General features: G+C 62.1%; 30 protein-coding genes and 3 pseudogenes. 15 read left to right on the forward strand and 18 right to left on the reverse strand.

Annotation, left to right across the window (positions count from 1 at the left end; all coding sequences use genetic code 11):
• Nucleotides 1-8: 8 nt before the first annotated feature.
• The 6 genes and pseudogenes from HN018_RS23770 to HN018_RS23795 form a co-directional block, all read right to left on the reverse strand.
• Nucleotides 9-1,364 (reverse strand): IS110 family RNA-guided transposase, encoded by a 1,356-nt coding sequence (locus HN018_RS23770; protein WP_171837741.1) that lies wholly within the window; start codon nt 1,362-1,364, stop codon nt 9-11.
• A gap of 191 nt (nt 1,365-1,555) precedes the next feature.
• Nucleotides 1,556-1,870, reverse strand: coding sequence for a transposase (locus HN018_RS29555; RefSeq protein ID WP_408886834.1), 315 nt, complete (start codon nt 1,868-1,870; stop codon nt 1,556-1,558).
• Nucleotides 1,871-1,927: 57 nt separating this feature from the next.
• Complete coding sequence (locus HN018_RS23780) at nt 1,928-2,227, reverse strand: hypothetical protein (RefSeq protein WP_171837739.1); 300 nt, start codon at nt 2,225-2,227, stop codon at nt 1,928-1,930.
• A 136-nt stretch (nt 2,228-2,363) separates the two neighbouring features.
• Nucleotides 2,364-2,531 (reverse strand): hypothetical protein, encoded by a 168-nt coding sequence (locus HN018_RS23785; protein ID WP_171837738.1) that lies wholly within the window; start codon nt 2,529-2,531, stop codon nt 2,364-2,366.
• Between the two features lie 724 nt (nt 2,532-3,255).
• Nucleotides 3,256-4,248, reverse strand: coding sequence for an IS481 family transposase (locus HN018_RS23790; protein ID WP_172443544.1), 993 nt, complete (start codon nt 4,246-4,248; stop codon nt 3,256-3,258).
• Nucleotides 4,249-4,401: 153 nt separating this feature from the next.
• Nucleotides 4,402-4,545: pseudogene (locus HN018_RS23795) on the reverse strand (transposase domain-containing protein); the annotation flags it as partial.
• A 202-nt stretch (nt 4,546-4,747) separates the two neighbouring features.
• On the opposite strand from HN018_RS23795, the gene tnpA (HN018_RS29560) reads away from it, so the two are divergent.
• The 6 genes and pseudogenes from tnpA (HN018_RS29560) to HN018_RS23825 all read left to right on the forward strand — a co-directional run bounded on the left by tnpA (HN018_RS29560) (nt 4,748) and on the right by HN018_RS23825 (nt 10,979).
• Entirely contained in the window at nt 4,748-5,068 is a 321-nt protein-coding gene (gene tnpA / locus HN018_RS29560) for an IS66-like element accessory protein TnpA (protein WP_408886818.1), read from the forward strand.
• 2 nt (nt 5,069-5,070) lie between these two features.
• Nucleotides 5,071-5,436 (forward strand): IS66 family insertion sequence element accessory protein TnpB, encoded by a 366-nt coding sequence (gene tnpB / locus HN018_RS23805; RefSeq protein WP_239479414.1) that lies wholly within the window; start codon nt 5,071-5,073, stop codon nt 5,434-5,436.
• A 96-nt stretch (nt 5,437-5,532) separates the two neighbouring features.
• The gene (gene tnpC / locus HN018_RS23810) at nt 5,533-7,026 is read left to right on the forward strand and encodes an IS66 family transposase (RefSeq protein ID WP_172443562.1); all 1,494 of its coding nucleotides are present in this window, start codon (nt 5,533-5,535) and stop codon (nt 7,024-7,026) included.
• The gene (locus tag HN018_RS23815; protein WP_172443555.1) at nt 7,023-7,625 is read left to right on the forward strand and encodes a UPF0149 family protein; all 603 of its coding nucleotides are present in this window, start codon (nt 7,023-7,025) and stop codon (nt 7,623-7,625) included. The genes tnpC (HN018_RS23810) and HN018_RS23815 overlap by 4 nt, the downstream gene beginning before the upstream one ends.
• A gap of 1,277 nt (nt 7,626-8,902) precedes the next feature.
• Nucleotides 8,903-9,218, forward strand: a pseudogene (locus HN018_RS29565) (IS21 family transposase); the annotation flags it as partial.
• A 420-nt stretch (nt 9,219-9,638) separates the two neighbouring features.
• Nucleotides 9,639-10,979, forward strand: a complete 1,341-nt coding sequence (locus HN018_RS23825; RefSeq protein WP_171837833.1) for a mechanosensitive ion channel family protein — start codon at nt 9,639-9,641, stop codon at nt 10,977-10,979.
• Between the two features lie 130 nt (nt 10,980-11,109).
• Here the strand turns inward: HN018_RS23825 and tnpC (HN018_RS23830) are convergent, their stop codons facing one another.
• The 4 genes from tnpC (HN018_RS23830) to HN018_RS23845 all read right to left on the reverse strand — a co-directional run bounded on the left by tnpC (HN018_RS23830) (nt 11,110) and on the right by HN018_RS23845 (nt 14,335).
• The gene (gene tnpC, locus HN018_RS23830) at nt 11,110-12,753 is read right to left on the reverse strand and encodes an IS66 family transposase (RefSeq protein WP_171837086.1); all 1,644 of its coding nucleotides are present in this window, start codon (nt 12,751-12,753) and stop codon (nt 11,110-11,112) included.
• Between the two features lie 60 nt (nt 12,754-12,813).
• Nucleotides 12,814-13,095 carry an IS66 family insertion sequence element accessory protein TnpB gene (gene tnpB / locus HN018_RS23835; protein WP_338034028.1) on the reverse strand — a complete coding sequence of 94 codons (282 nt, stop codon included), beginning with the start codon at nt 13,093-13,095 and terminating at the stop codon, nt 12,814-12,816.
• A 62-nt stretch (nt 13,096-13,157) separates the two neighbouring features.
• Nucleotides 13,158-13,568 carry an IS66-like element accessory protein TnpA gene (gene tnpA, locus HN018_RS23840; RefSeq protein ID WP_172443548.1) on the reverse strand — a complete coding sequence of 137 codons (411 nt, stop codon included), beginning with the start codon at nt 13,566-13,568 and terminating at the stop codon, nt 13,158-13,160.
• A gap of 50 nt (nt 13,569-13,618) precedes the next feature.
• Nucleotides 13,619-14,335 carry an IS6 family transposase gene (locus HN018_RS23845; RefSeq protein WP_172443556.1) on the reverse strand — a complete coding sequence of 239 codons (717 nt, stop codon included), beginning with the start codon at nt 14,333-14,335 and terminating at the stop codon, nt 13,619-13,621.
• Nucleotides 14,336-14,432: 97 nt separating this feature from the next.
• Here HN018_RS23845 and HN018_RS28840 point away from each other — a divergent pair.
• A pseudogene (locus tag HN018_RS28840) lies at nt 14,433-14,777 on the forward strand (EAL domain-containing protein).
• A 28-nt stretch (nt 14,778-14,805) separates the two neighbouring features.
• Here the strand turns inward: HN018_RS28840 and HN018_RS23860 are convergent.
• A protein-coding gene (locus tag HN018_RS23860; RefSeq protein WP_239478892.1) for an IS3 family transposase occupies nt 14,806-15,953 on the reverse strand; the annotation gives its coding sequence in 2 pieces (ribosomal slippage) (nt 14,806-15,692 and nt 15,692-15,953; 1,149 coding nt in all).
• Between the two features lie 17 nt (nt 15,954-15,970).
• Here HN018_RS23860 and HN018_RS23865 point away from each other — a divergent pair.
• The 4 genes from HN018_RS23865 to HN018_RS23880 all read left to right on the forward strand — a co-directional run bounded on the left by HN018_RS23865 (nt 15,971) and on the right by HN018_RS23880 (nt 18,243).
• The gene (locus tag HN018_RS23865) at nt 15,971-16,252 is read left to right on the forward strand and encodes an RNA polymerase sigma factor (RefSeq protein WP_172443557.1); all 282 of its coding nucleotides are present in this window, start codon (nt 15,971-15,973) and stop codon (nt 16,250-16,252) included.
• A gap of 374 nt (nt 16,253-16,626) precedes the next feature.
• On the forward strand, nt 16,627-16,809 hold the full coding sequence (locus HN018_RS23870) for a hypothetical protein (RefSeq protein WP_172443558.1): 183 nt from the start codon (nt 16,627-16,629) through the stop codon (nt 16,807-16,809).
• Nucleotides 16,802-17,665: a segregation/condensation protein A gene (locus HN018_RS23875; RefSeq protein WP_204259806.1), complete on the forward strand. Its 864-nt coding sequence runs from the start codon at nt 16,802-16,804 to the stop codon at nt 17,663-17,665. Before HN018_RS23870 ends, HN018_RS23875 begins: the two co-directional genes overlap by 8 nt.
• Before the next feature lie 107 nt (nt 17,666-17,772).
• On the forward strand, nt 17,773-18,243 hold the full coding sequence (locus HN018_RS23880) for a hypothetical protein (RefSeq protein WP_171837355.1): 471 nt from the start codon (nt 17,773-17,775) through the stop codon (nt 18,241-18,243).
• Between the two features lie 234 nt (nt 18,244-18,477).
• On the opposite strand, the gene HN018_RS23885 is transcribed toward HN018_RS23880, so the two are convergent.
• The 5 genes from HN018_RS23885 to HN018_RS23905 all read right to left on the reverse strand — a co-directional run bounded on the left by HN018_RS23885 (nt 18,478) and on the right by HN018_RS23905 (nt 21,348).
• Nucleotides 18,478-18,654 carry a DUF1328 domain-containing protein gene (locus HN018_RS23885; protein WP_171837356.1) on the reverse strand — a complete coding sequence of 59 codons (177 nt, stop codon included), beginning with the start codon at nt 18,652-18,654 and terminating at the stop codon, nt 18,478-18,480.
• A 158-nt stretch (nt 18,655-18,812) separates the two neighbouring features.
• Nucleotides 18,813-18,965, reverse strand: a complete 153-nt coding sequence (locus tag HN018_RS23890; protein ID WP_171837357.1) for a hypothetical protein — start codon at nt 18,963-18,965, stop codon at nt 18,813-18,815.
• A gap of 60 nt (nt 18,966-19,025) precedes the next feature.
• On the reverse strand, nt 19,026-19,217 hold the full coding sequence (locus HN018_RS23895; RefSeq protein ID WP_171837358.1) for a hypothetical protein: 192 nt from the start codon (nt 19,215-19,217) through the stop codon (nt 19,026-19,028).
• Between the two features lie 353 nt (nt 19,218-19,570).
• Nucleotides 19,571-20,782 (reverse strand): MFS transporter, encoded by a 1,212-nt coding sequence (locus HN018_RS23900; protein WP_171837359.1) that lies wholly within the window; start codon nt 20,780-20,782, stop codon nt 19,571-19,573.
• Nucleotides 20,779-21,348 (reverse strand): PRC-barrel domain-containing protein, encoded by a 570-nt coding sequence (locus HN018_RS23905; RefSeq protein ID WP_171837360.1) that lies wholly within the window; start codon nt 21,346-21,348, stop codon nt 20,779-20,781. Before HN018_RS23905 ends, HN018_RS23900 begins: the two co-directional genes overlap by 4 nt.
• 368 nt (nt 21,349-21,716) lie before the next feature.
• Between HN018_RS23905 and HN018_RS23910 the strand changes: the two genes are divergently transcribed.
• From HN018_RS23910 to HN018_RS23925, 4 genes are all read left to right on the forward strand, one after another.
• On the forward strand, nt 21,717-22,103 hold the full coding sequence (locus tag HN018_RS23910) for a YhjD/YihY/BrkB family envelope integrity protein (RefSeq protein WP_171837361.1): 387 nt from the start codon (nt 21,717-21,719) through the stop codon (nt 22,101-22,103).
• A gap of 90 nt (nt 22,104-22,193) precedes the next feature.
• Nucleotides 22,194-22,412 (forward strand): hypothetical protein, encoded by a 219-nt coding sequence (locus HN018_RS23915; RefSeq protein ID WP_171837362.1) that lies wholly within the window; start codon nt 22,194-22,196, stop codon nt 22,410-22,412.
• A 72-nt stretch (nt 22,413-22,484) separates the two neighbouring features.
• The gene (locus HN018_RS23920) at nt 22,485-22,661 is read left to right on the forward strand and encodes a YqaE/Pmp3 family membrane protein (RefSeq protein ID WP_171837363.1); all 177 of its coding nucleotides are present in this window, start codon (nt 22,485-22,487) and stop codon (nt 22,659-22,661) included.
• Nucleotides 22,662-22,701: 40 nt separating this feature from the next.
• A complete protein-coding gene (locus tag HN018_RS23925; protein WP_171837364.1) occupies nt 22,702-23,385 on the forward strand; it encodes a hypothetical protein in 684 nt (227 codons plus the stop codon).
• A gap of 14 nt (nt 23,386-23,399) precedes the next feature.
• Here the strand turns inward: HN018_RS23925 and HN018_RS23930 are convergent, their stop codons facing one another.
• Together HN018_RS23930 and cax are read right to left on the reverse strand one after the other, a co-directional pair.
• Nucleotides 23,400-24,134, reverse strand: coding sequence for a DUF4396 domain-containing protein (locus HN018_RS23930; protein ID WP_171837365.1), 735 nt, complete (start codon nt 24,132-24,134; stop codon nt 23,400-23,402).
• 430 nt (nt 24,135-24,564) lie between these two features.
• Nucleotides 24,565-25,623, reverse strand: coding sequence for a calcium/proton exchanger (gene cax, locus HN018_RS23935; protein ID WP_171837366.1), 1,059 nt, complete (start codon nt 25,621-25,623; stop codon nt 24,565-24,567).
• Nucleotides 25,624-25,651: the final 28 nt, after the last annotated feature.

Consider the following 25,651-nt stretch of genomic DNA (forward strand, 5'->3'; position numbering starts at 1 on the left):
AGAAACACTCAACTGGGCACCGGTGCCTCCTGCAGGACATAGCCGAGCGACTTGGCTCGTCGCTCGAGATTAGTCAGGACCCGCCGCTTATAACGATCCTCATAATAGGAGGCGCCCGGATCGGCATACGCCATGCCATGACGCAGAGTATTGTAGAACAGAACGGCAATTTTCCGGGCAGTCGCAGTGACAGCCTTAGCCTTGCCCACTCGGGCCGACAAACGGCGGTAGAACGCACCCAATGCTGTCTCTGTTCGGCCGACGGTCGTGGCCGCGAGCCGGAGAAGTGCAGCGGCCCGGCTACCGGAGCGCCTGGTTCGGCTGGACAGGATCCGACCACCGGAGATCTTGTTGCTGGGCGCCAGACAAAGCCAAGAGGTGAAGTGCTTGGCATCCGGCCACGCCGAAAGATCCGTCCCACATTCGCCGACCAGCTTGAGAGACAGGGAAGGACCAAGCCCATGGATCTGTGTCAGATCGCAGCCAAGCAATCCGTGCAGCAACGGCCGGACATCGAAAGCCAACGAATTGGGTTGCTTGGTCTTGTGTCGTGCTGGAGGCAGCGGTGCCGCCGGAGCAGGGGCAGCTTCGCGAAGTCGCTCCAGCACAGCCTGGATGCGCACATCACAGTCGCCAACTTTTGTCTGGTAGAAGTCATACAACTCGACAGCCTGTGTCAGGGCAAAGATGTGCTCCTCCCGGTCGTTGCCGATCAACGCCTGACGGATGGTCTCGACGGTGGAGTGGCAGCGTGGATCACGCAGGGCTGCCAGCGTCGCAGGATCACGCTCGCCATCGATAATCGCCCGAATGATGGCCATGCCCGTCACACCGGTGATGTCCGTCACCACGTGATGAAGCTGCAGGTTCATCTGGGTCAGTGCTTTTTGCATGTGCTGAATGTGAGAAGCGGTATTGTCGAGCAGTCGCTCGCGCAGTCGCAGGTAGGCGCGTAGGGTCGCGATTTCGCCTCGGGGTCGAAAGCTTGCTCTGAGCAGACCATAGGCATGCAACCGCTGCAGCCATTGAGCGTCGCTGATGTCAGTCTTGCGGCCTGGCACATGCTTGGCATCTCGAGCATTGACCAGAACGACGTCAAAGCCGCGCTGGTCCAGTAGTTCGAAAGCCGGGATCCAGTAGACGCCGGTGGACTCCATGGCCACCGTGCGAACGCCGCACTGCTTGAACCAATCGGCCAATCGCTGCAGATCGCCGGTAAAGGTCCCAAAGCTCCGCACAGGTTCGGAGTCATCGTTTGGGTCTACAGCCGCCACGTGCATCGTCGCGCCGATGTCGATTGCCGCCGCCCCCGGATGAGTAAGGTTGATATCCCGTTTGGATCGGGAAGGTTTTGCTCGGGCCAAGGCGCATCCTCCTATGGTGATGGAGAGGCTGGATTGTGCCTGAAGATCAATTTCCTAATCGGGATCACCATGACGGTGTCACCACTCTCAAGTGCGCAGCAGTCCATGGACCACGTTTTTTTACGGGGTAAAGTGCCACCAAAAAGCCTACGGCCGCTCCCCTCCGCCGCGGATCATAGCACCATCAGTTTCTACCCCCGCAGGCGGATCGCCGGTCCGCGATAGTTTTTTAAAATGTCGCGTTCCATCTGAGCGTGCTCGAGCTCACGGCGAAGGCGACGGATCTCCAGCTGATCGGCAGATGGCACCATCTTCGAAGCTGGCAGACTGGATTCGCTCGATGGCCTCGCCACACCGTCCGCTGGACCCCGCCAGCTCCGCAGCATCGATGGCTGGATGCCCAAGCCGGCCGCAACCTGGATGAGCGGCCGTCCGCTCGATACCAGTAACGACACCGCCTCCCGTTTGAAGTCGTCCGTGAACGAACGGCGCGTCTTGTTTGTCATCATCACACCTCGCCCCCTTAGGAGCTTATACGAGGTGTCCGCCAAACCGGGGGAGGGTCACAATGCATCCAACCGACGAGAGGCACCCTGGCTTGACGGAGCGGCGGCGATCGCCAGTCGGCGTTCCCGCGGCACTGGCACGAAGCTCTCAAGCACCCGTGCGTAGTCAGCTTCGGTGAACAAGAGCTTGCGGCCATTGCGACGGTGCGTTGGGCCGCCACCGCAGGTCGGGTGCTGGACGATGTGGGCAAGCAGTCTGGTCCGTCCAACCTTGCCGCGAAAGCGTTTCAGCACCTCGGAGAGGAGCAGGAGGTCTTGTGGAGCGCCTGACGTCACCTTCAGCGCCTTGTCACTCACTCGCCATATCTTCGTGCTGCGCCCTCACAGCGATCAGGCTGCCTCCCTCGGTTCGGGCCTTAGACATGTCGCAGTTCAATTGCAGGTTGAGCCAGAACCCCGGAACTTTGACCACTGTCGCGATGAGTGGCCTGCTTTAGTCAGATGGATCACGTTGCAGCTCCTCGCAAAGCGCAGAAATTACCGCCAGTGCCTGGTCCATTCCTACTTGATCACCATGCATTGCCGCATCTGCGAATTGATCATGAGCGGCTTGATAGCGGCCTTCGAGTGTCGTCTCTAATGCGGTATTATAATCGATCATCACGTTATGCTTTCTTGAGCTAAAGCAACACAAACGAAAGTCTCTTATCGATCACAGCATCCACGTTATTACGTAAAATAACGCGGTCATGATCAAATGGAAACGCACGCGATCACGCAACTGTGCTAATTTAAGAACTGAAACATTCCGGTGCCCAACCCACGCCAGACGCCGGCGAATTTGCAGCTCCTGATCGGAGTTGAAGGGATTCCGGCTTGAGCCGCGACAATCAATCGATTGCTGATTATCTTTATAAGTCTGAGACGGCTGTCGAGAAGTCTATGGAACGATTGAGGGACCAGTATTCCAAGTTACCGAGAGAGTTGATACTTCTTGCAGAAATCCAGCGAGGAATTCGCGCCGCTCAGATGCGTTTGACCCGGTGTGGACCGAAAAGCTCCAGTTCTAAGACAGGCCCGAACGATCTTTAGCAAGTTGTTAATTTGCGCCCCGGCGTGGGGGATGCTGACCTCCGCTGACCCTATTTACCGGAGGTCTACCAAGGACTTTGAGATCATCCTCCGAAGCTAGCTTTGCCTGGATATTGCCGCCTCTGCCCCAGGTGAGATAAGCCATGTCCGTGCCCGCGATCAGCCCGCCGAACGTCATCGCACGCTTCCCGCGTTTGAAGCAGACCTGTTCGCCCAGTCGAAATTGCGCCAAAGATAGATCCGAATCGTTACACCGTTCTATAATTGTAAAATTTTCTGCGTCAGGGGAAGCCCTAGCTGTCTGGTTGTGAGACCTCCTTGGCGGCTTCTACGATCAGTCGAGCCTTGGTGAGGTCGCATGGACCTGCTCTGGTGTTTGCCTCGCGATGATCGGTTGAACAGATAGAAGCCAGTCGTTCCTGCACGACCTGGTTTGGTGTTCTGGCAGCGAGGACCCGCTGGCGGCGCGCGTTGTAGGCGACGTTGAAGCCGCGGAGAACCTGCTCGAGAGCACGATGCGAGTAGATGTTGATGCCCAATACCTCGCTGCTAATGCGGCCGTTGAAGCGCTCCACCATGCCATTGGTTTGTGGGGTTCGCGGCTTGGTATGGCGATAGTGCGCGCCCAGGCTTGCGCATACCTTTGCGAAGGCCGGCGTGAAGCAGCTGCCGTTATCGGTCAGCACGTGGGTGAGCGGGAATGGAAAGGCAGCGGCCGCCTCGCGGAGGAAGGCAATGGCGCTCTTTTCGGTTTCGTCGTCCTTGACGGCAAGGTGGACCGAGCGTGAGCATCGATCGATAGCCACGTAGAGATACCGCTTGCGTCTTTCGGCATTAGCTGTCTGCAGCTTTGGCAGATGCTTGATGTCGATATGCACGAAGCCAAGGTCGTATTCACGGAACGTTCCCTGGCCTTTGGTGGGCTGTTCGGAGGAGGGCTTAGGTCTGCGATTGAGACCGGCTGCCTTGAGGATACGCCAGATACTGTCGCGATTGAGGTGTGGCAGGAAGTGGCAGACGGCGAAAGTCAGGTCATCCAGAGGAAAGTTGGTTTCACGTCGCAGGGTGCAGACGATTGCACGCTCTTCATCAGTCGCCTTCCAGGGAAGTCGGTGCGGGCGCGCTGAGTGATCAAGGCAGTCAGCGGCACCTCGCTTGCGCCACTTGCGTACCGTTTCGGCGCTGATGCCGTAGCGCCTGGCTACAGTGCTACTCGGCTCCGTGGATCGGGCGATCTCGATACGGGTGGCGGGTGTGGTACGGGCTTGCGGATGGATCTGCGGCATGCGTCACCTGTGTCCGGCTACAGCGGCAAGGCGGTTAAACCTGTAGGCATAGTCCTGGATCGCCAACCCTACCGGATCCCAACAATGTTCCGCAACCAAACACGTAAGCGTCGCGACGTTGACAGGTAGGTTTTGGGTTGACGCTTGAGGCGTCTACGCTGCGAGCGGCCTAGTTTCTAGGCTGGCGTTCGCTTCGGCCCAGGTCCACGGCAGCAACGTGTGCATCTCATGCGCCTTGGTGCGGCCGGAGACGATGCGCTCGAGCACGTCGGTGAGCCACGCCATTGGATCGTAACCGATGCGAGGACCCCACCTCGCGGTATGACATTGAGATGAGTGACACTGTCCTGGCATGAGGGCGGGCAGTTCGTTGGATAGTGACAGGCATCAAGGCAGTGATCAGAGCAGGCATCAGGGAGATGTCTATCGTCGGATCGAGGTCATTACCGGCACTGTTCGCCGTCGGCGTTGAACGGCGGCGGAGAAAGCTCAGATCCTGATGGAGAGCCTGACGCCTGGTGCGCAGGTCTCGGAGGTTGCACGACGTCACGATCTGAACCGAGGACTGCTGCAGACGTGGCGGCGGCAAGCCATGCGCCAATCGCCTGGGCAGGTTGGGACGACGTTCGTTCCTGTTCGCTGCGACGACCCCACGGCACCTGTATCGCCTGTATCAGCGATCAGGTCGGTGGCCTCGGCGCCGTCCGATCCGCCAGGATGGATCGAGGTCGAGATCGGTCGAGCACGTGTGCGGGTCCGCGGCGCCGTCGATCTCGAGGCGTTACGCCAGGTCCTGACCATCATCGGCCACATCCGTTGATCCTGGGCATTCCAACCCGTCCGGGGTTGCGGATCGTGGTTGCTGCCAAACCGGTAGATTTCCGCAAGGGCATGGACGGCCTGGCGGTGCTGGTGACCCAGGCGCTGGCAATGGATCCGTTTGCGGGCGATATTTTCGTGTTCCGGGCCAAGCGTGCGGACCGGATCAAGCTGCTGATCCGGGATGGCTCGGGCCTGTGTCTGGTGACCAAGCCCCTCGAGGCCAAAAACTTCACCTGGCCTCCGGTTCGTGACGGATCCATCACCTTGAGCACGGGTCAGCTCAGCATGCTGTTCGCCGGGTTGGACTGGACAGCAACTGCCATGCGCCCAGCGGCGACGATGGAAAATCTGCAAGCTGGTGCATGATCGTTCTCGCGAAATGGCGTATAAGTTTGGTACGCTGCAGGCGTGCCCGCTGCTGAAACCTCGACACGAGAACCTGATGCGCTGATCGCGCTGGTGATGGGACTGCGTGAGGAGAATACCAGCCTGCGCGCGCTGGTCGAGACGCTCAAGCGTGCGCTGTATGGTGCGCGGTCAGAGAAGCTGGAACCGGTATCTGATCAGCTATTGCTGGGCCTGGGTGATCTCTCCACGGCCCTGGTCGAGCTGCCAAAGCTGATCCAGCCGCGGCGTCTGGATCAGTCGACACGACCCAGGTCCACACGCAATATCGGCCACCTGCCTGCTCATCTGCCCCGCGACGAGATCGTCATCGAGCCGACGGTCACGGCGTGTCCATGTTGTCAGGGCAAGCTGCACCTGATCGGCGAGGATATCAGCGAGATGCTCGATATCGTCCCGGCGCTGATCCGCGTCCGCAGGATCCGCAGGCCACGTTACGGCTGCCGGGCTTGCGCCGGAGCCATCGTGCAAGCCAGCGCACCGCCACGGCCACTTGATGGCGGACTGCCGACCACGGCCCTGCTGGCGCACATCGTGGTCTCCAAGTTTGCCTGGCATTTGCCACTGTATCGGCAGACCCAGATGCTGGCCGGGCATGGCATCAAATTGGATCGCTCGACGCTGGTGCATTGGGTGAGCCGCGCGGCCTGGTGGCTCAAGCCGCTGCACGAGCTGCTGGTAGCCACCGTGCTCGCTGCGCCGAAGGTGTTCTGCGACGATACGCCGCTGCCGGTGCTGGATCGCAACCGGACCCGGACACGGATCGCCCGGCTCTGGTCATATGCCACGGACGATCGACCCTGGCAGGGCCCGGCGCCGCCTGCCGTGGTCTATCTGTTTGCCGAGGATCGCAAAGGCCGCCATGTCGCCGAGCATCTGCTCGGGTTCAACGGGGTGCTGCAGGTTGACGCCTATGGCGGCTATGCCGCGCTGGCACGGCCTGAGCGTAGCGGTGGCGCCATCACGCTGGCGTTCTGCCTGGCGCACGCGCGCCGACGGTTTTTCGAGGTGCACAAGGCAACGGGGTCGCCGGTGGCGGCGGCAGCACTCGCGCGGTTTGCAGCCATCTATGCGATCGAGGCACGCATCCGCGGCACCAGCGCCCGCGAACGAGTGGCGATCCGACAGGCGGAGACCAGGCTATTGTTCGACATCCTCAAGCCTTGGCTGATGGACCGTCTGGCGGAGATCTCCGTGAAGGCGCCGCTGGCGCGGGCCATCCGCTACACGCTTGGCCATTGGGACGGGCTGACGATGTTCCTGAGAGATGGCCGGGTTGAAGTGGATAACAACACCGTCGAGAGGACGATCAGGCCGATCGCCCTGGGGCGGAAAAACGCCTTGTTTGCTGGAGCGGCCAGCGGCGGCCAAAGCTGGGCGGTGCTGGCGTCGTTGATCAACACCGCCAAGCTGCACGATCTGGATCCACACGCCTACCTGGCCGACGTGCTGGACCGGATGGTCTCCGGCCAGACGAAGAACAACGCCGTGCGTGAATTGTTGCCGTGGGTCTGGAAGGCGACGCAGGCCACCCGAACGGCCGCCGCGTGAAGCAGAAGCGCGAACCAGCCGCGCCGAAGGCCATGCGCCTGGAGGCACTCGATATCTGGCTGCGGCAGCTCGAGCCGTCACCGAAAGTCGACGGCGTTTCCATGCTCGATGGATACCTCACGGCAATCGCTATCGGCCCGTGCTCGATCCAGCCTGACGTGTGGTTCGTCGACCTGCTCGGGATCAACGGAATTGTTGGCTCTGCGTCGGGCCAGAGTCTCGCCGCCATGATGGCCATAGCCGACAGGTTCAACACGATCGGTGAAACACTGTCCCAGGCTCCGGACAGGAATGCGCCGATCTTTAAGAAAAAGGATGACGGCACTGTCCTCGCCGCCCCGTGGTGCATGGGGTTTCTCTCGGCGATGCGTCTGCGACCCAACGCGTGGCAAACCCTATGCGATTTGGAACGCACAGAGCACGGCCTCCTGCTCCCGATCCTGCTCCACTGCATCGATGAACATGGCAGTCCCATGCTGGGTCCGGCTCGCGCAGGATCAGAGACCAAGGACTTCCTACGAGATGCCTACCACGACATTCCGCTGGTGATCCCACAAATCCGGAACTACTGGATGCCAAAGCGACTCAAGGACCGCTGATCCGGTATCCTGCTTTGTGGTGTTCTCGCAGCGGTTACGATGGGAATGGTCAGCCACCGACGCCGAAGCGAATGGCGAGGGCTTGGCATGAGATCCAGCGGACGACCAAGGCGGCGGTCGCGCGGCAGCCGAAGCAGCAGCCTGTTGTGAGGCACCGGGCTGCGCCTGTCGGGTGGACGCCTCTCTTGGCCGCTTCCAAACCCCTGCCGCTGCCGGCGCGTGATGCTGCAGAAGAGGCAGACTGCGGAATCCCAGGTCAGCCGAGAACAGAGGCCCAATCCCGGGCCGAGATCGATAGGGTGCTGCGCCGATTCCAAAACCAGGAGCGTCGTTGGTAGCGGTTAAGCAGACCGTCCCGCTATGGTTGCAGAACGATGGCACTGCACGCACCGTCGGATGCTAAGCTCTATGCATGACCGACTTGAACGATACAGCTTTGGCCCAGATCGACGCGGCCGTCCCTGGAACGGTTTGGGAGATCCTACCAGGCCTAGGCGCACCGAGACATCCGGTCTGCGGCCGGTATCCAAGCGTCACCAAGAGCGTGGCAGCACTAAGAGGTGCCGGCTTCCGTTTCAGCGCGCACCCGGTCGTGCCGGCTCAGCATCTAAGTTCAAGATACGATAGCCGTACGGTCCTGCCATGGACCTTCAGGAGCGCGCTCGGTGTCGAGATTGGGCTGATCTTGGTCGCGCGGGTTAAGGGTCGGTAAAAGGCCTAGGCTGCCGTCAAACGCGCTACTGCACGTGCTGCCATCGCCGCGAATTCACTCACGTTCCTGTGATAGTGTGCTAATGTTCCGTTATCGCAACATATTGTTCCAAAATCCGAACGGAGGCTAGCAGAAAAGCGGGTCTGATTCTGCTGCGGGATCAAAAAGAAGACAGGAATGGGACATTACTCTATCTACCTTTTAGATCAGGCGAGGCGCCTGCACGGTATCGTTGCTATCAAGTGTGCCGCTGATCCTGAAGCTCTGGATTATGCTCAGCAGTTAGTTGGCCATGATGGTCAAGTCGTGCTTTGGATCCGAGGTAAGTGCCCCGACATCTCTGCCTCAGATTTGCGGATTCCGGGGTCATGTCGCCCAGCATTCCGGGAAATGCTCGCCCACCATTCCGGGCTGATGTCGCCCGCAATTCCGATTTGATGTCGCCCACCGTTCCGATTTAAAGTCGCTCGGCTTGGCGGTCTTCGTCGGCGAGGTCCTGGGGCTCTGCTGGCCTGTTTAGGGTTGCTCTTTTGGGGAGCGGCCAATGCCGGCGGAGAGAACGACGATGCGCCAGGTGCGCGAGATTGTGAGGCTGAACGAGGCTGGGGTTTCGACCCGCCAGATCGGGATTCGGGTGGGAGTGGCGGCCTCGACTGTGCCGCTGACGCTACGACGTGTGGCGGCGGCACGCCGATCCGGACTGGGCGGCGGTGCATCGCGAGCTCAAGTGCAGGCATGTGACGCTGACGCTCCTGTGGGACGAGTATATCGCGCATCATCCGGATGGATATAGATACTCGCGTTTCTGCGAACTCTACCGGGGCCGGGAGGGATGGTTGTCGGTGACGATGCGCCAGACGCTTCGGGCCGGGGATAATATATAACACCAGCGGTTGGACTTAGCTTGCGCCGCTATGACACGCTTAGCCATTATATCAACAGTGCTAATCTACTGGGTCGCAGTGGAAATAATGTGTTCGGCGACCGCCATTCCGTGTTGATTAGCCGCTGGATGGTATGGTGCGACACGCTGAGTATTGCGGTGGCTAACGCCGAGGGATAGCCTATCCTATGGCTGGCCTGTTATCCGCGCGATCCGTCTTACCTCCATCCACTTGGCGGGACCTATTTTCTGAGCCGCTTGGGACAAGGGCTTGCGCGACGAAAGCCCGATCCAATCGGTGGTTTCAAGGTTGGAACCACCTTCTTCCACCAACCATAGCCATGCGATTAGCCGATTGCGGTCCGGGCGCCCCCTGCGGCCGCGCCCATAACTTAAGGGCGGCGCGCGCGAAGGCAGCATGAATAGCGCCTTTATCCTGCACCATCTCGATCTTCTGACCGCAGAGACTTTGCCCTGGCTGCGGAGCTACGTGCTGGCATGGGATGTGCTGCTGCAGACCGTGGTGGCGCTCCTGGGCGCCGCGATGGTACGTCTCGCGGCGCCGCGCGTGGCCGGGACTACGACACAGCTGACCGCCCGAATGCGGGTGCTGTCGCTGCGCCCCATGGTCGACGCGTTGGGACGGGCGCTACCATGGATGCTATTCCTGCTGCTGCTCTGGTTCGCGCAGCTTGTGCTGGCGAACCTGGGGATGCCGACGCACCTGCTGCGGCTGGTATCCAGCCTGGTGATGGCCTGGATCGTGATCCGCCTGAGCACCACGCTGGTGCGCAACGCGTCGATGGCGCGGCTGTTCGCCGCCGCGGCTTGGGTAGTCGCGGCGCTGAACATTGCGGGCCTGATTGCGCCGACCGGGCGTCTCCTGGGCGAGATGGCGTTCCCGATCGGCACACTGCATCTCAGCGTGCTTCTGCTGCTCAAGGGTGCGGCGCTGTTGGTGGCGCTGATCTGGCTGGCAAACCTGATCTCGACCCTGGTCGAGCACCGGCTGAACAATGCGCGGGACATTACCCCGGCAATGCAGGTGCTGGCCTCGAAGCTGCTGCGGGCTGGGCTGTTGACCCTCGCGGTGGTGGCGGCCCTCGGCGCCGTCGGCATCGATCTGACCGCGTTCGCCGTGTTCTCCGGCGCAATCGGCGTTGGGCTCGGCTTCGGCCTGCAGAAGGTAGTGTCGAACTTGGTTAGCGGCGTGATCCTGCTGCTGGACCGGTCAATCAAGCCGGGCGACGTGATCCAGCTTGATGACACCTATGGCTGGATCACCCGGCTGAACGCGCGCTTCGTCTCGGTCGTAACCCGGGACGGCACCGAGCATTTGATTCCTAACGAGGACCTGATCACCCAGCGGGTGGTAAATTGGACCTATTCCAACGACTTGGTGCGGCTGAAAGTGGCATTCGGTATCTCCTACAGCGCCGACGTACATCTCGCGCGCCGCTTGGCGACTGAGGCGCTAAGCAAGGTCGAGCGCGTGCTCGAAGCGCCTGCGCCGATCTGTTTGCTGGTCGGCCTGGGGGACAGTTCGGTGGATCTGGAGCTGCGCTTCTGGATCGCCGACCCACGCGCTGGAACGGCGAACGTACGCAGCGACGTGCTGCTTGGGGTGTGGGATGCGTTCCACGCCGCTAACATCGAGTTCCCGTTCCCGCAGCGCGACCTGAACGTACGAGACCCGGAAGCGCTGGCTAAGGCATTCGCCCAGGCATCTGCGGCGGCATTGGCAAAAGCATCTCTCTAGGAATTGTCAAGTAAACTGTTGAAGTTTGGAAGTAGGCTTGGATCAATTGGGTTGGCACGATCACCCGGTGCTTTGGGCACATGTTTCCTGTGTCGTAACCATCCGCTGAGCACCGCGGCATCATGTCTGATCAGGCAGCGTGGCCGATCGCGGCGGTATTTGATTTAAGCCAGTGCCATGGCAGCAGATCATCGAGGCGTTGCACCGGATGTTCCGCGATGCGGGCCAGCACGTCAGCCAGCCAAGCCTGCGGGTCAACGTCGTTCATCTTGGCCGTGACGATCAAGCTGTACATGATTGCGGCACGCTGCCCGCCGCGATCCGAACCACAGAACAGCCAGGATTTTCGCCCAAGTGCGATGCCTCTCAGGGCGCGTTCGGCCGCGTTGTTGCTGAGGCAGATCCGTCCATCATCCGCAAACCGGGTAAACGCCGTCCAGCGTTTCAGCATGTAGTCGATGGCTTTGGCGATGTCGTTGCCACGCGCGAGCTTAGCCCGCTGCTGACCCAACCAGTCCTGCAGGTCCATCACCAGGGGAAGTGACGAGGCCTGCCGGATCGCCCGGCGCTCCTCGGCACTGTGGCCGTTGATGTCGCGTTCGATGTCGAACAGGGCGTCGATGCGTTGCACGGCTTCCAGGCAGATTGGCGACAGAACCGCTGGGGCCTTGCCGTGCGCCGCACGGCGCGCGCTGCCCGCAAGGTCGGCCAGCACGAAAAACTTCCGGCGCGCATGCGCCCAGCAGGCAGCTTCCACGATCGGCCCGGGTTTGCGTCCCGGTTCATAGAGCTTGCCATAGCCGCCATAAGCATCTGCCTGCAGGATGCCGGTGTAGGCTGCCAGATGGCCTTGCGGGTGTTCGCCGCCGCGATCGCGCGAGTAGTGGAACACAGCACCCGGCGGAGCGAGACCACCGAACGGCCGATCGTCGCGCACGTAGACCCACAGACGGGCGATGTCGGTCTTGCCGCGGGCCAGCACCGGCACCGTGGTGTCATCGCCATGCAGCCGTTCTGCCGCCATGACATGAGCAGCCAAGCGCCCAAACAGCGGCATCAGCACGGTTGTGCAGGCACCGACCTGGTCGGCCAGCGTCGACAGGCTGACCTCCACACCCTCGCGGGCATAGCGTTCTGCCTGACGGTTGAGCGGCTGATGCTGGCCGAACTTCTCGAACAGAATCATGGCCAGCAGGTTCGGTCCGGCCCAGCCGCGGGGCGTCACGTGGAATGGCGCCGGGGGCTGACTGATGCGCTCGCAATCGCGGCAGGAGAATTTCTCACGCACATGCTGGATGACTTTCCAGCTGCGCGGGACGACCTCCAGGGTCTCCGTGACGTCCTCCCCCAGCCTGGACAGGCGTGTGCCGCCGCAGCAGGCGCAGGCCGACGGACCTGCGATGACGACGCGCTCGCGAGGGAGGTGTTCGGGAAACGGGCGCCGGGCCGGGCGCTTGCGGGTAAAGCCGGTGACGGCTGTAGTCTTGGCCGCGGCGGCCTCGGCAGCCAGCTCGTCCTCGGTGGCCGATGCTTCCAGCTCTTCCAGCTGCAGTTCCATCTGCTCCAGCAGGCGGGCGGTGCGCTCCGAGCGTGGTCCGAAGCGGTCACGGTTCAGTTTCTCAATCTGCAGCTTGAGGTGGGCGATCAACGCCTGGTCGCTGGATTGCTGGGCTTGGGCCTCGGCTATGACCCGGGCGACGTCGGCACGTGCTGCCAGGAGCGCTGCCTTGAGCAGCTCGACCTCATCCGGCGGTGCGGCAAACTCGGCGTCCATGCCGAAGATTGAATCATGAACCAAGCCGCCGTGGTACTATTTTCGGCAGCTACCGATCCATTATCCTGCAGATTGTGGACGCCATGTCTGCCGCGGATTGCGCCAGTCGATCGCCTCCAGCAAATAACCCATCTGCGCCGCTGTCAGCGGCACTGCGCCATCCACCGTCTGCGGCCAAATGAAGCGCCCGCGATCCAGGCGCTTGGCATAGAGCGACAAACCGATGCCATCATGCCAGATCGCCTTGATCAGCGAACCACTGCGGCCCCTAAAAACAAAAACATCCCCAGCAAATGGATCTCGGCCAAGCCCTTCCTGCACCTGCAGAGCAAGACCGCGCATGCCCCGGCGCATGTCGGTATGGCCCGTCGCGATCCAGATCCGTACGCTCGCCGAAACCGGGATCACTCGCGCAGCGCCGCCAGCACGCGCCGCAACGCGCCGAGATTGACGTCGCTGCCAACGCGGACGTGTCGGCCATTGCCCAGCTCGATTTCGATGAGCCCGGACGTCGGCACGGATCGCATCGGCGCTACCGAGTGCGGTGCCGAATTGGATGGCATGGATTCCGTGGGAGCCACCCCGATCATCTGCACCGGCATGAACATCGCCATATCCGACGCCGCCCTCAGCACACCCTCACGCACCTGTCGTCGCCAGGTGAACAGAAGGCTTTCGCAAATATCATGGCGAGCCGCGACAGCGCGGATCGCAACACCAGGCTCCTGCGTCTCAGCAACAATGCGCAGCTTATCTGCCGTGCTCCAACGCCGCCGACCCTCACGCCCGGTGATGATCTCCATCACGCCATCCATCGAAACACCTCAAGCGCCACCTAAAGTAGCAACTTAAGGTGGCGACAGATTCACGCCCAGGCGGCCTTCAGCGGAGGGATACCCTGTGTCCATATTTTGAAAGCTTTGGCACGCACTGCACGATAGCGGCCTGCCGTCATCAGGTGGCGTCGCGGTCGGAAGTGCCCGGAGATGAAGGCGTGAGCGGAGAGGAAACGCTGTGCCTGCCGCATCGACTTGAAGCGCTGCATGTGCCGCTCTCGCCGCCGGGTTGGACGGTGAGAGTTTTCGGCCCGGTTGTTCAGGTAACGGCGTTCGCGGTGCTCGGCATCGGGCAGCAGCTCGCGTCTCGCCACCCCGTAGCTCCTCAGCTTGTCCGTCACCACGATGCGGGGCGTATAAGATAGACCTTTCAGCAGGCGCTTGAAGAAGCGCTTTGCTGCTGTGCAATCCCGGCGACTTTGCACCAGGATGTCCAGCACGACGCCGTTCTGGTCGACAGCGCGCCAAACATAGCGCAGCTCGCCCTGGATGCGGATGAAGACTTCGTCGAGGTGCCATTTGTCACCCGGGCGAGGCCGCCGTCGACGGATGCGGCCCGCGAAATGCGAGCCGAACTTCAGGCGCCATCGCCGGATGCTCTCATAGGAGACGATGACGCCACGCTCGGCCAGCAGGAGCTCCACGTGTCTAAAGCTCAGGCTGAACACGTGATAGAGCCACACGGCGTGGCTGATCAGCTCGGCCGGAAAACGGTGACGATGGTGCGGATCAGGCGGCGTCTTCATCCAGCTATCCTCGCTCGGACCGCAGCTGAGGGCCACTTAACGTGACAATGCCCTACCGGGCGACCGGCTTGAGCTGAAAATCACCGAAGGCCTGTTATTGAACGAGACGGATGATGTGCTTGCAACACTGCATCAGATCCGGCAACTCGGCGTGACGATCGCGATGGATGACTTTGGCGTCGGTTATTCGTCCCTCAGCTACAACTGAAAGTTTCCGTTCAACAAGGTCAAGATAGACCGTTCTTTCGTGACGGCCGGGATCAACGGCCTGAGCGGGGCCGCGATCATCCGGGCCGTCACAGAGCTCTGCCGCAGCCTTGGCATAACAACGACAATAGAAGGCGTCGAAACTGTCGAGCAACTTGAAGCGCTCAGCATGTTGGGTTACACCGAAGCGCAAGGCTTTCTCTTCAGCTGCCCAGTGCCTCTAGCCAAAGTTTGAGCTGCTGCCGGTTCTGTGGACACACAACTTAAGCTGACGCTTTGATACGCTCGAACTCCATAGGGCTCAGATATCCGATGGTCGAGTGGCGTCGGCGCGGGTTGTAGAACCGCTCGATGTAATCGAACACGTCAGCCCGGGCCTGGTCCCGGGTGCGATACACCTTGCGAGCTGTCCGCTCGGTTTTCAGCGAGGAGAAGAAGCTCTCCATCGCTGCATTGTCCCAGACGTTACCCGACCGGCTCATGCTGCATGTGACGCCGTGATCCACTAGGAGCTTCTGAAACTGCTCACTGCTATATTGGCTTCCCTGATCCGAGTGGTGGAGCAGCGCGTTTGGTTTACCGCGGCGCCAGATCGCCATCATCAGCGCATCCGCGACGAGCTGGGCGGTCATGGTCGCGCTCATCGACCAGCCCACCACGCGGCGTGAAAACAGGTCGATGACGGCCGCTACGTAGAGCCAGCCCTCGGCTGTCCAGAGATAGGTGAAGTCGGCGATCCACTTCTGGTTTGGCGTCGTGGCGTCGAACTGGCGATCCAGCACGTTGTCTGCCGCTTCGTGCCGGGTGCCCTTGTCCGAAGGCAGACCCCGGCGGCGTGGCCTTGCCCGCAAGGCGTGCTCACGCATCAACCGCTCGACACGGTGCAGCCCGCATGCGGCCCCCTCGGCCAGCACGTCGTGCCAGACCCGCCGGGCGCCATAGGTCCGGTCACTGCCGACGAAGCTGGCCTTGATCTGGGCGCCGAGAACCTCGTCACCGCGCGCCCGGGCACTGGGCGACCGGGAGAGCCAGGCATGAAACCCACTGCGCGAGACATCGAGCGCCTCGCAAAGCCACCGCACCGGCCAGATCCCTCGATGTTTCGCGATGAAGCCGAACTTCACAACAACTCCCTCGCGAAGTAGGCCGCGGCTTTTTTTAGAATGTCGCGCTCAGCCTTGAGCTTGGCGACCTCACGCCGCAGCCGATCGATCTCCTGCTGCTCGGGCTTGACCTGGCCGTGACCCGGAAAGGCCTGCCCAGGATCCGCAGTGAGCTCCTTGATCCAACGCCGCAGGATGTTTTCACCGACATCCAAGTCTCGGCTGGCTTGCACCACCGAAACACCACGCTCCTTGACCAGCCGGACCGCCTCCAGCTTGAACTCTCGGCTGAACTGTCGCCGTACCATCCCCACCCTCCAATCTCATGAAACACCCTAATCTCGGTGTCCACGAAACCGGCAGCAGCTCAGCTCTACCGCCGGCGTACAAGGAAGCGCTTCTTCTGACGACGTTGGGCGGTATGAGCCACCTGGAAGCTGCCCAGCAGCTCGCCGTCTCCGTTAAGGCGGTGGAAATGCGGATCTACCGCGCCAAACAACGTCTAGCCGAACTCATGAACGACGAGCCGTCCCATAACCAAGATGCCATCACCATAGGCGGATCAGACGAGATAGCGGAGCCATGGCGCCAGCGTGGTGATGGCTGAACTGGTGTCAGGTTGCACGAAATTCTGGGATTTGCCCGCGCGCCCACTCAATTGCGTGAAATTAAGGACGCTAGCCTATCTCGCAGTCCCGAATATGCAGCAATTTCGGGACTACGCCAGTTCCAATGTGCCTCGAACAATGATGGTAAGGCGTTCGGTGGCGGGGCGTAGATCGGGCGTTCGATACAATCTGGACCGGAAACACGTAGTCTCGCCTCACTCGGCGGGAGGAGTCTGGAGCCAACCTTGCATGAGCCGTAGTCCCGCGTTTCGTGCAGCCAAGCAACTGCCTGTTCGGAAGATCATAAAGTCAGTCCCGCATTTCTTTCGAGCTAACACATTATAATGACTTGAAAGTCCTGTACGGGATTTTCGTGCAGCGCGACAGCCGGCTGGACCCGGTCGCCGATCGCTGGCGCAAGCGCACGGTCCGGGTGGAGTGGGAGTTCTGGTCGGCCGACTGGACGCCATGGCGGGCGATCGTGCAGCTCCGGCAGGACTGGCCGAGCCTGAGGTTTGAAGTCCAGCCGGACTATGGCGACGCCGCCGATGGCTGAGGGGAAGACCCCCATCCCGTCGGCACCCGCCGACGTCACGGACGTCGACCCGATTTGGGACGACTGGGAGACGCCGCCGCGTGTGCCGAGCATCCCGGAGCTGCATGTCGACGGCTTCGACGGACCGCTCGACCTGCTGCTGGACCTGGCCGAACGACAACAGATCGATCTCGGCCGTCTGTCCGCACTGGACCTGATCACCCAGTTCGTCGCCGCGATGCAGAGGTTGGCCGGGCGGGTGACGCTGGAACGGCGTGCGGACTGGCTGGTGCTGGCCGCCCGGCTGCTGCTGCTGCGATCGCGACTGATGTTCCCGGCCAGCCCGGCCGAGGCCGCCACCGCCGAGCAGGATGCCGCCGCGGAAGAGCTGCGTCTCGGCGAGATGCTTCGCATCCGGGCTGCGGCGACTTGGCTCGAGGCTCGACCGCAGCTGGGACAGGAGGTATTTGCTCGGCCGCGGCAGAAACAGGACGGCCGCACCGAAACCACCATGGCGCTGCTGGAGGCCTGCCTCGTGGTGCTGCGTGGTCCGCGCAGCCGTCCGGAGACGGCGCCGCTCTACAGGCCGGTGCTGATGCAGTTCTGGCGGGTGGATCAGGCGCTGGCGCGGATCCGCGAGCTGCTGGCGGCAGATCCGTTGGGCGGTGAGTTGGGGATCTTCCTGCCGGCACTGGAGCCAGAAACGGGGCAGGGGGGCAACCGGACGAAGCAGGCGCGCGGGGCGCTGGCGGGGACCTTCGTGGCGTGCCTGGAGATGGCCAAGCAGGGCGAAATCGGTGCCGACCAGGACAGCCTGTTTGAGCCGATCCGGATCAGCCTGCCGCAACCAGCGCTTCAGAGTGCCCAAGCGAGCTGACGCGCCGCAGATCATTGAAGACAACCACCGACCCGCTGCGTTCAGAGTTGGTGTCGAAGCGTGGCTTGGTTCTAGACTCTTCCCGGTGTCTTGCTGGATGAGTCGACATGCAGGTTTTCGACAGCGCGGAGCTTTCGCCCAGCCGGACACCTTTACCGGACGCGCCGCCGGCTTACCGCAAACCTGGCACGATCCCTGTCACCGTGCGGCTGGATCCGTTCCGTTATGATCGGCTGAAGCGGCTGGTGCGACGCTTCTCGACGACGGGGCAGAACATCATCCAGACGGCGCTGGACCGCAGCATGGTCAGCCTGGAGCGGGAACGCGAGCGGGCCTCCCAGGCAGAGCTTCCCGGGCAGAGCCTGTTGTTTGCGCCGGCGGTCGACATCGGGGCCAGCATCGCCCGCAAGCCGAAGCAGGACAGCTTTGCGTTCGTCCGGCCGGAACCAACAGTGGCCCTGACCTACAGGGCGACGGTGCCAATGCACCGATGGCTGCATCGCCGCTCGGCCGAGACCGGGATGACGATCCAGGAGATCATCAACGACGCGTTGAAGCTCGCACGCGACAAAGGTTAGGCTGACCGCTCAGGCCGACGCGTAGCGCCAGATGGTAGCCGGCGTCTTCGTCCTGATTATTGCGCCTATAGTGGCGGCGACCGTCCATGGCTCGGCAGGCATGGAAGCTCGCTGCTCGATAACTTTGGTTACCGACCATAACCAGAGTGCCCGGCAACAGTCCAAAGGCGTTGCCGAGCGCCGTGAACCGCTTGCGGCGTGGGTGGTCAAGCTGGCACGGACTTGGGAATTGCCTCAGGTGACGGCGCGGTAGACTGTGAGGCCGAGGACGAAAAGCACGATGGCAATGGCCGCCGCGACCCAGAACATGATCTTAAGGATACTCAGGGCGGCGCCGACGACTAGGCCACCAAAGCTGAGCACTCCCATTACGACCGCCACGATGACGAACAGGATGGCGAGTTTGACCATGGCTTTGATCTTTCAGTTGAGGACGACGGCGCGTGGGACGTCGCACATCATAGCGTTCGACCCCCCGTGCAAAGCTTCAGTAGCTGGCAATGGTTAGCACCTTCTGGAGATTTTGTAGCGTCATGTAACACAATGCTTACGGGACTACAGGCCCCGGCTCACTGATTGACCAGCAGGCGATCACTGGGCGGCAGACCGCCTCCGACATTGCGGAGATCACCGGTACCGACCCACCGGCGCTCGTCGGGCAGAACCTCGAAGCTTGTCGGGACGCAGCGCGCGGCGCCTGCCCGCGGCAACCGACCGTTCATGCGCTTCCGAGCGACGGCAATGTGTGTACCGATTGGTGTTCAAGCCAAGTCCTGGCGGCGCTACCGGCCGAGCCGTCCACCGTAGCCGCCTTGATTGATGACCAGGCGCTGACCAAGAAGCCGGCGATAGTCCGAACGCGTGCAGAGCGCAGCATCGTCATGCTGGCCTGCAAGCGCATGGGAAAGATCCATGGCAGCGAACAGCGCCAAGCCGAGGGCCTGACCCGGCGATTGGTCGACAAGATGCTGCATTCCAGTTGGGTATCCGGGTCAGCGTCGCCAGCACCAGCGCACGCAGCACTGTGCGACCAGGGCGGTCAGCAACGAAACGATCTCGGGACTCTCTGCGCCAAGGGCCGTATTTTATCCCACTAGGCCTTTCGACAGGCCGCGCGCGGTGCCAGCCTGGGCCAGCCGGTGCAACAGCATTGCGCTCGCCCATGGTGCCGATCACAAGGCTGACCGCGAACTGAATGATCGCTCTGGTCGGGGACAAGAGGGGGGGCTCCCCTGGCTTCGGTTGCCATATGGTGACCCACCGGCACGGTAGCACCGCGGGCAGGCGGACCGCAGACCCGTTTGCGCATCCTCCGCTTCCGGACTGCTCATTCCGGTCGCGGCCGTGTCTCGGGCAGCAGCAGCCACACATAGCCCACGCCCAGCGCAGCAACGCCGGCTAGCACCATTAGCCCGGCGTCGAAGCCGAGCCATTGCGCGATGTAACCGACCGCCGTGGTGCTGATCGCCGCCCCAACCCCTGTCGCCATGCCGATCGCGCCCTGCGCTAGGTTGTAGCGGCCCGAACCCTGGGTGACGTCCGCGATCACCAGCGGCGTCAGGATGCCGATTACCGCGGCATCGATCCCGCTCAGCGCTTGCATAGGCAGCAGATAGAGCGGGCCGGGCGCCACCGTAAAAAGCAGCAGCCGTGCCGCGAGAGCCACGAACGCCAGCAGCAGGAGAGGCTTGCGTCCCCAGTCGTCCGCACGTCGGCCAAACCATCCGGCAAGCAGCGCGGTGATCACCTGGGGAACGATGATCAGTCCGGCCAGCACCAGCTCAGACTCCGCCTCGTGCTGCTGGCCGAGACGCTCCGCGACCAGAGGTATCGCCGAGGCGTTCGCGACCTGAAAGAGAAGCAGCATGCCGCCAAACACGATCAGGCCACGGTTCTTAAGCAGATCCCGGTAGCGTCCAGGCCTGTCCGGTGCGTCAGCTCGGGCGCCACGAGCGCGAGCATAGTCGATCTCACCGCTACGGATCCGTGTCAACGCCCAGATGGCGGGAACGCACAGCAGGGAAGCGAATAGGAACGAGGTCTGCTTGGACAGAAAATGCCCGAGCAGGCCCATCAGCGCGGCGGTGCCGGCGTTACCGAACGAATCGTAGCGATGGTTGCGCGCCAAGCGTCGGCTGAGACCGCGATGGCCGACCAGCCCCAGCCCGATCGCCGCCATCGCCGGGGCAATCACGCCAGCCGTGGCGCCGTGCGCAATCTGCGCCACCATCACCAGCACGAATTCGTGCGAGTAATACAGCGCCAGCGCGCCGACCGCGATCAGCCCGAGCGATCCTCCGACCAAAAGGCGCTTGGACCGTACCCGGTCGACCAGCGCGCCGCCCGGCATCTGGCTGCCAATGCCGACGATGGCGCCGACGGTCAGGATCAGGCCGATCCGGCCCTGCTGCCAGCCGTTCGCCGCCAGGTACACCGCAATGAACGGCCCGAACCCAGTCTGCACGTCGGCGATGAAGAAGTTGAGCCAGTCCAGTCCACGTTGGCTCTGCGTGGAGGGATGCGGCGCCGGATCGCTCATGCCCGACGTTTAGCTGCATTCGTGATGATGCGGCACCCTAAAATCATAACATCATCTGAAGTGCTGCCTGTATCCCGCCCGAAGCCGGAGCCTGGGCGGCATGCAGGTGAGTAGGTGAGGGGAGTCATACGGATCAGCTTGTCCTTGCTGACGTTCAGTAGCACGGCACTGTGATCTTGCCCGTTCGCATACCTAGCGAACACCAACTTCGTCGCATTGTCGTTATCATTGCCGCAATTCGAGTTCGAGTTGCTGGGCTCGAACTTCAGCTCGCTGAATGGCAACTCGGCCATCTTGGAGCTGCCGCCGAGGAAGCCGCCAACCGAGATACTGACATTCGAAATCTTGCCGCGCAAATTAAGCAGCATGTCGTCAATGGTGCCAATGCTGTCACCCTGGCTGTCGAAGACCTTGGCGCCGACGAGCTTGCTACTGCGCCAGTCGGAGTGGCTCTTCTGTAAACTGCTGTTGGCGATCATGGAGCCGTTTGTCGCGGCCTGTGCGGTGATGCCGCCACCAACCAGCAGGGATAATGCCATTACCGCAGCAACACCGGATTTCTTCATCGCATAGAAGATCTACCGTTTCCCTATAAACGGTACGCAACAGGACGATGTCGCATTGAGGAATAATCCCCTGACTACTGAAATCGTCCGCACGACAGTCTCGTCACGCCGCAGAAGATGGTTCCATCGGTGGTAGTCTTTCCCTGATGAGTCCCGCCGATCCACACCCGTTTTTCTCCGGCGCCCTTTCATATCCGCAAGCCAACAATGTTGATACCGATGCGTTAAGCACGCAAGTCTGACAGACTCCACGACTTTAACGGAAAACATTCACGACAAAATCGTCTATCGTTCGAACGCGGCGCAGGTGCCCGTGAGGGCGGGCCGCAGGCTGCTAGACGGTCGATACGCGAACGGGACCACGACGTATGAGCTTCTTCCGCGACATCGAAGCGAACAAGGACAAGTCCACGCTCAACACCATATCGCGTGCAGTCTGGCAGGAGATCTTTAACGACCACGCGCCGGTCATCGCCGCCCGCCTGGCCTACTACGGCATCTTCTGTCTGCTGCCGGGGCTTGCCGTCGTGGCCGCACTCTGGAGCCTGTTCGGTGATACGGCGGTACTGCAATCCAGCCTGCAGCTTAATGGCGGCGTGCTGCCGGCGGCCGCGGGTAGGCTGCTCGAACCGTTTCGTGCCCGCGTTCCAAACGAATTCGGCGGCTGCATCGCCATGCGGCTCAACGTCCTGCTGGTTGCCTGGACTGCCTTCCGGGCATCGGGCGGCCTGCTCACCGCACTGAAAATCGTCTAAGACGTCAAGGACAGGAGAGGGCGACTGCAACGGGCCGCGGTGGCGCCGCTGGCGGCGGCCTGACTGCAGGACGACACTGCTCGGCTTGTGATGTGGCTACGCTGGCCGCTGCTGGTGGCGATGTTCGCCGCGATGCTGGCTCTGCGGTCCGGCTACGTTCTGGACCAGCCGGCGGTGCTGCGCGGTCCGCTCTGCTGCAGCGTGCTGACCGCAGGGGTCCTGTGCCTGCTCGCCTCGGCCGGCATCTTCTTCTACGCTGGCATGTCGCCAACTACGGCAGGCTCTACGCCCGCGCTCTCGCCTTGCTGATCGGCGCCGAAGTCTATGCGTTTTGAGCAGCCGGCGGTAGGACGAACCCAAACGAAACAATGGAGAACCACGATGAAGATCCTCGTAGCGCTTCTACTACCCTGGCTGTCGTTCTTCCTGATCGGCCGGCCGATCGCCGGAGTGGTCTGCCTATTCCTGCACGCAACCCTTATCGGCTGGATCCCGGCGGCAATCTGGGCAGTCTATGCACTCAACCAGCATGAAACCGAGCAGAAGATTGCGGGCTGAACCAGCCGGCTCCCGATCGGGAGGAGGACTCGCGGCCGGCTTGTGCCTCATGCTGGTGGGGTGCACCCACGCTCAGCTGACGGCCAGCACCTCCCGGGCCGCCGGCACGGTAATGGAGATCCAGTATCAGGTGGTGATGGATAATCTTGCCCGGATGGAGCGCTACCCGGCGACATTGCCGTCGCAGATCAGGATCAAGCAGGGTACGGTCCAGGTCAGCGACGAGGTGGGATTTTACCAGCTGCAGGTATCCGGCGGCGCCGGCGGCATGTTCGGTGGTCCGCGCGCCGAACGCACCGTGAGCGAGCAGTGGGGCGCGGACGCGATATGCGATCCGCTCGCGGTCAAGCAGCTGCAGGATATCTATCGTGCCGCAATGCGGCTTCCGCCGTTCCACGATCCTGGCTTCCTCGACTTCGCGCAGGCCCGGGTTAGCCGGCAGAAGCGGTCCGGGCACGGTTCCGGCGCCCCACCGGGCGACGCCGTGACCAAAGTCGATCTCGCGCGCGACGTTCCGAGCGACTGGTTTCACGTCGGAACCCGGAGCCAGATGCCCAGTGATGCCGCTTATTTCGGGCATTTCGACGGGACGTGGGTCTGGGTTGTGCCGGACGAGGTAGGCGACCTAAGCCGATTCACCCTTCTCGTCCTGTTCGTTACCAAGCTCGGTCCCGGCCAGGACACCAGCACGGGCGGCGGGTTAATGTACACCGGCGGCAGATGATCCGCCGGCGCCGGCTACATAGCCTCCTTCACGCCCGACCGGATCAGCCACCAATTTACCGGATATGCGGTCATAAACCCGCACAGCATCGCCAGCTGCATCATGAACCAGAAAGAGGGGGTGTCGGTGCGCAGACTCACGCCCAGGACCGAGCCGAACAGGTAGAAGTCGGCGAACGCCATGAAGCCGTACATGCCGATCTGCCAGGAGGCCAATGACAGGCAGTCGACCTTTATCGCCTGCCAGATCCCCTGTCCCACCGACAGGTCACGCATCGGCTTGATGGTGAAATACTGGAACACTACCCCCAAGCCGAAGGCGGCCAGGAAGTCGACGATCCAGCCGGCGAAGATCTTGGCTGCGAACAGGCTGTGCCAGCCGAACCAGACCGCGACAGTGGGCACCAGGAACACCAGCCATTCTGCAACGATGTCGCCCAAGGTACAGCCGCTCCCGCAATGCAGCGCGCCGTTGGCGACGATCATCGGAAAGGGCGTGTCCGTGCGGCTCGGCATCTCGTCACCGCGGTCCATGGCGGCGCGTGCGACGCGTTCCTCGGCAAGGCGCCCGTAGCAGACATATTGCCAGACCACGAGTACGCTGCCGAACAGGGCACTGACCGGCCAGACGACGTTCATGATCCACATGTGCTGTGGATGCCGGACCAGGTCGAGCGCGAGGGCGATCGCGCAGATTGCGCCGACACCGAGACTGACCAGTGACAGCACATGCAGCCAGGGTGGTATCATGGAAGGACCTTCGAATAGCTATGGCGCCTGCATGACATCGTTGTCAGGCTAGCGCTGTCGCGGCTAGAGGCGGGGATGGATTGAGGAGGGCCGCGCGACTGCGGACCGCATTGTCCAGACAGTCAAGCACGGCACGGACACGCGGCACCTGCCGGTTTTGGCGATACACACCAAGCAATATCTCTGCCGCCGGGATCGACACCGGCGCTTACAGGCGTCGTCGTCCCGGCTCTGCGTCCGCGCGCAGCGCCACACGCGCCCGATCGGCGTCCTCAGTAAGCCAACTCGCCTTCTCCGATAGGTCCCTCTTGTCGAGCAGTGTGATCAGTGTGTGTCCGACGCAACCAGGCCGACATCGGCATTGCGTCGGCCACCTACGACTGTGTCGGCTTTCCACCGATCGAGAGGCGCCAACCCTGAGCTCTGGCGCTCAGGCGAAAAAGAACGCCAGCCCGAACACGACGTAGACCCCAATCAGCAACACACCCTCGAACCAGGTGGTCTCACCGTCGCCGGCGATCGCGTTGACGATAAAGGCGGTACCGGCGATCGCGAACAGGTCAAGCGGATCCTCGAACACCAACGTCATCGGATGGCCGAAGAGCCAGGACAGGATCACTAGCAGCGGTGCTACCACCAGCGCCACCTGGATGGCCGATCCGATGCAGATGCTCATCACCAGCCCCATCCGGTCCTGGCGCGCGAACCACACCGCGGCGAAGAGGTCGGAGATGGTGCCAACCAGAGCGATGACGATCACGCCGAGAAAGATCGGAGACAGATGCAGTGTCGACGATGCCTGGGTCAGTGCGCCCGACAACAATTCACTCTCCAGCGCGGCACCGACCGTCGCGCCGACCAGCACCGCCAGGCCGCGGCCAATTGACCAGTCGGGTTTGCCCGTCGGCTCGGCGGAGGCGAACACGTCGCGATGCGTGACCAGCGTGTAGCAGAGGTTGCATACATAGAGCAGAAGAAGCACTATCGAGACTGCCAAGCTGAGCGCTTCGTCGCGGCCGCCGACCTCCGACGCCTGGGTGAAGCGCCGGCCGGTATAGTCGAACGCGGCAGGCAGCAGCAGCGCGATCACCACCAGGATCAGCAGGCTGGATAGCAGGCCGGCTCGCTCGCGCTTGAAGAGTTGCCGCTCCCGTCCCCAGCCGCCGACCACGATCGCCAGCCCGAGCCCGAGTAGGGCGGTGCCTAGGATCGAACCGGTGATTTGGGCGTGCACGACGTCGGCCTCGCCGCGCATCAGTACGAACAGGGCAATCATCAATTCGGCCACGCTGCCCAGGCTGACGGTCAGCAGGCCGCCAATCGCCGGCCCGGTGTGGCCAGCGAGCTGCTCGGTGGCCGCGCGGATCCAGTCCGCCAGCACCGCCACACCCAGGATGCCGGCAAGGAACACCCAGATCGGCGAAGCGTGGAACATATACTGCAGCAGTGGTGCGATCGGGACTACCAGCAACAGGCCGAGACGAATCATGCCGAGTCCTCGCATTGCCGGGCTAGGT

Source organism: Lichenicola cladoniae, assembly GCF_013201075.1.
Classification (GTDB): domain Bacteria; phylum Pseudomonadota; class Alphaproteobacteria; order Acetobacterales; family Acetobacteraceae; genus Lichenicola; species Lichenicola cladoniae.

What these genes read in the sequence shown, in the direction of transcription:
- HN018_RS29555 (WP_408886834.1), bottom strand. Translation starts at nt 1,870, where the DNA reads ATGACAAACAAGACGCGCCGTTCGTTCACGGACGACTTCAAACGGGAG.
- HN018_RS23785 (WP_171837738.1), bottom strand. Translation starts at nt 2,531, where the DNA reads ATGATCGATTATAATACCGCATTAGAGACGACACTCGAAGGCCGCTAT.
- HN018_RS23790 (WP_172443544.1), bottom strand. Translation starts at nt 4,248, where the DNA reads ATGCCGCAGATCCATCCGCAAGCCCGTACCACACCCGCCACCCGTATC.
- tnpA (WP_408886818.1), top strand. Translation starts at nt 4,748, where the DNA reads ATGGAGAGCCTGACGCCTGGTGCGCAGGTCTCGGAGGTTGCACGACGT.
- tnpC (WP_172443562.1), top strand. Translation starts at nt 5,533, where the DNA reads ATGGGACTGCGTGAGGAGAATACCAGCCTGCGCGCGCTGGTCGAGACG.
- HN018_RS23825 (WP_171837833.1), top strand. Translation starts at nt 9,639, where the DNA reads ATGAATAGCGCCTTTATCCTGCACCATCTCGATCTTCTGACCGCAGAG.
- tnpC (WP_171837086.1), bottom strand. Translation starts at nt 12,753, where the DNA reads ATGGACGCCGAGTTTGCCGCACCGCCGGATGAGGTCGAGCTGCTCAAG.
- tnpB (WP_338034028.1), bottom strand. Translation starts at nt 13,095, where the DNA reads ATGCGCGGTCTTGCTCTGCAGGTGCAGGAAGGGCTTGGCCGAGATCCA.
- tnpA (WP_172443548.1), bottom strand. Translation starts at nt 13,568, where the DNA reads ATGGATGGCGTGATGGAGATCATCACCGGGCGTGAGGGTCGGCGGCGT.
- HN018_RS23845 (WP_172443556.1), bottom strand. Translation starts at nt 14,335, where the DNA reads ATGAAGACGCCGCCTGATCCGCACCATCGTCACCGTTTTCCGGCCGAG.
- HN018_RS23865 (WP_172443557.1), top strand. Translation starts at nt 15,971, where the DNA reads ATGAAACACCCTAATCTCGGTGTCCACGAAACCGGCAGCAGCTCAGCT.
- HN018_RS23875 (WP_204259806.1), top strand. Translation starts at nt 16,802, where the DNA reads ATGGCTGAGGGGAAGACCCCCATCCCGTCGGCACCCGCCGACGTCACG.
- HN018_RS23880 (WP_171837355.1), top strand. Translation starts at nt 17,773, where the DNA reads ATGCAGGTTTTCGACAGCGCGGAGCTTTCGCCCAGCCGGACACCTTTA.
- HN018_RS23885 (WP_171837356.1), bottom strand. Translation starts at nt 18,654, where the DNA reads ATGGTCAAACTCGCCATCCTGTTCGTCATCGTGGCGGTCGTAATGGGA.
- HN018_RS23890 (WP_171837357.1), bottom strand. Translation starts at nt 18,965, where the DNA reads ATGAACGGTCGGTTGCCGCGGGCAGGCGCCGCGCGCTGCGTCCCGACA.
- HN018_RS23895 (WP_171837358.1), bottom strand. Translation starts at nt 19,217, where the DNA reads ATGCAGCATCTTGTCGACCAATCGCCGGGTCAGGCCCTCGGCTTGGCG.
- HN018_RS23900 (WP_171837359.1), bottom strand. Translation starts at nt 20,782, where the DNA reads ATGAGCGATCCGGCGCCGCATCCCTCCACGCAGAGCCAACGTGGACTG.
- HN018_RS23905 (WP_171837360.1), bottom strand. Translation starts at nt 21,348, where the DNA reads ATGAAGAAATCCGGTGTTGCTGCGGTAATGGCATTATCCCTGCTGGTT.
- HN018_RS23910 (WP_171837361.1), top strand. Translation starts at nt 21,717, where the DNA reads ATGAGCTTCTTCCGCGACATCGAAGCGAACAAGGACAAGTCCACGCTC.
- HN018_RS23915 (WP_171837362.1), top strand. Translation starts at nt 22,194, where the DNA reads ATGTGGCTACGCTGGCCGCTGCTGGTGGCGATGTTCGCCGCGATGCTG.
- HN018_RS23920 (WP_171837363.1), top strand. Translation starts at nt 22,485, where the DNA reads ATGAAGATCCTCGTAGCGCTTCTACTACCCTGGCTGTCGTTCTTCCTG.
- HN018_RS23930 (WP_171837365.1), bottom strand. Translation starts at nt 24,134, where the DNA reads ATGATACCACCCTGGCTGCATGTGCTGTCACTGGTCAGTCTCGGTGTC.
- cax (WP_171837366.1), bottom strand. Translation starts at nt 25,623, where the DNA reads ATGATTCGTCTCGGCCTGTTGCTGGTAGTCCCGATCGCACCACTGCTG.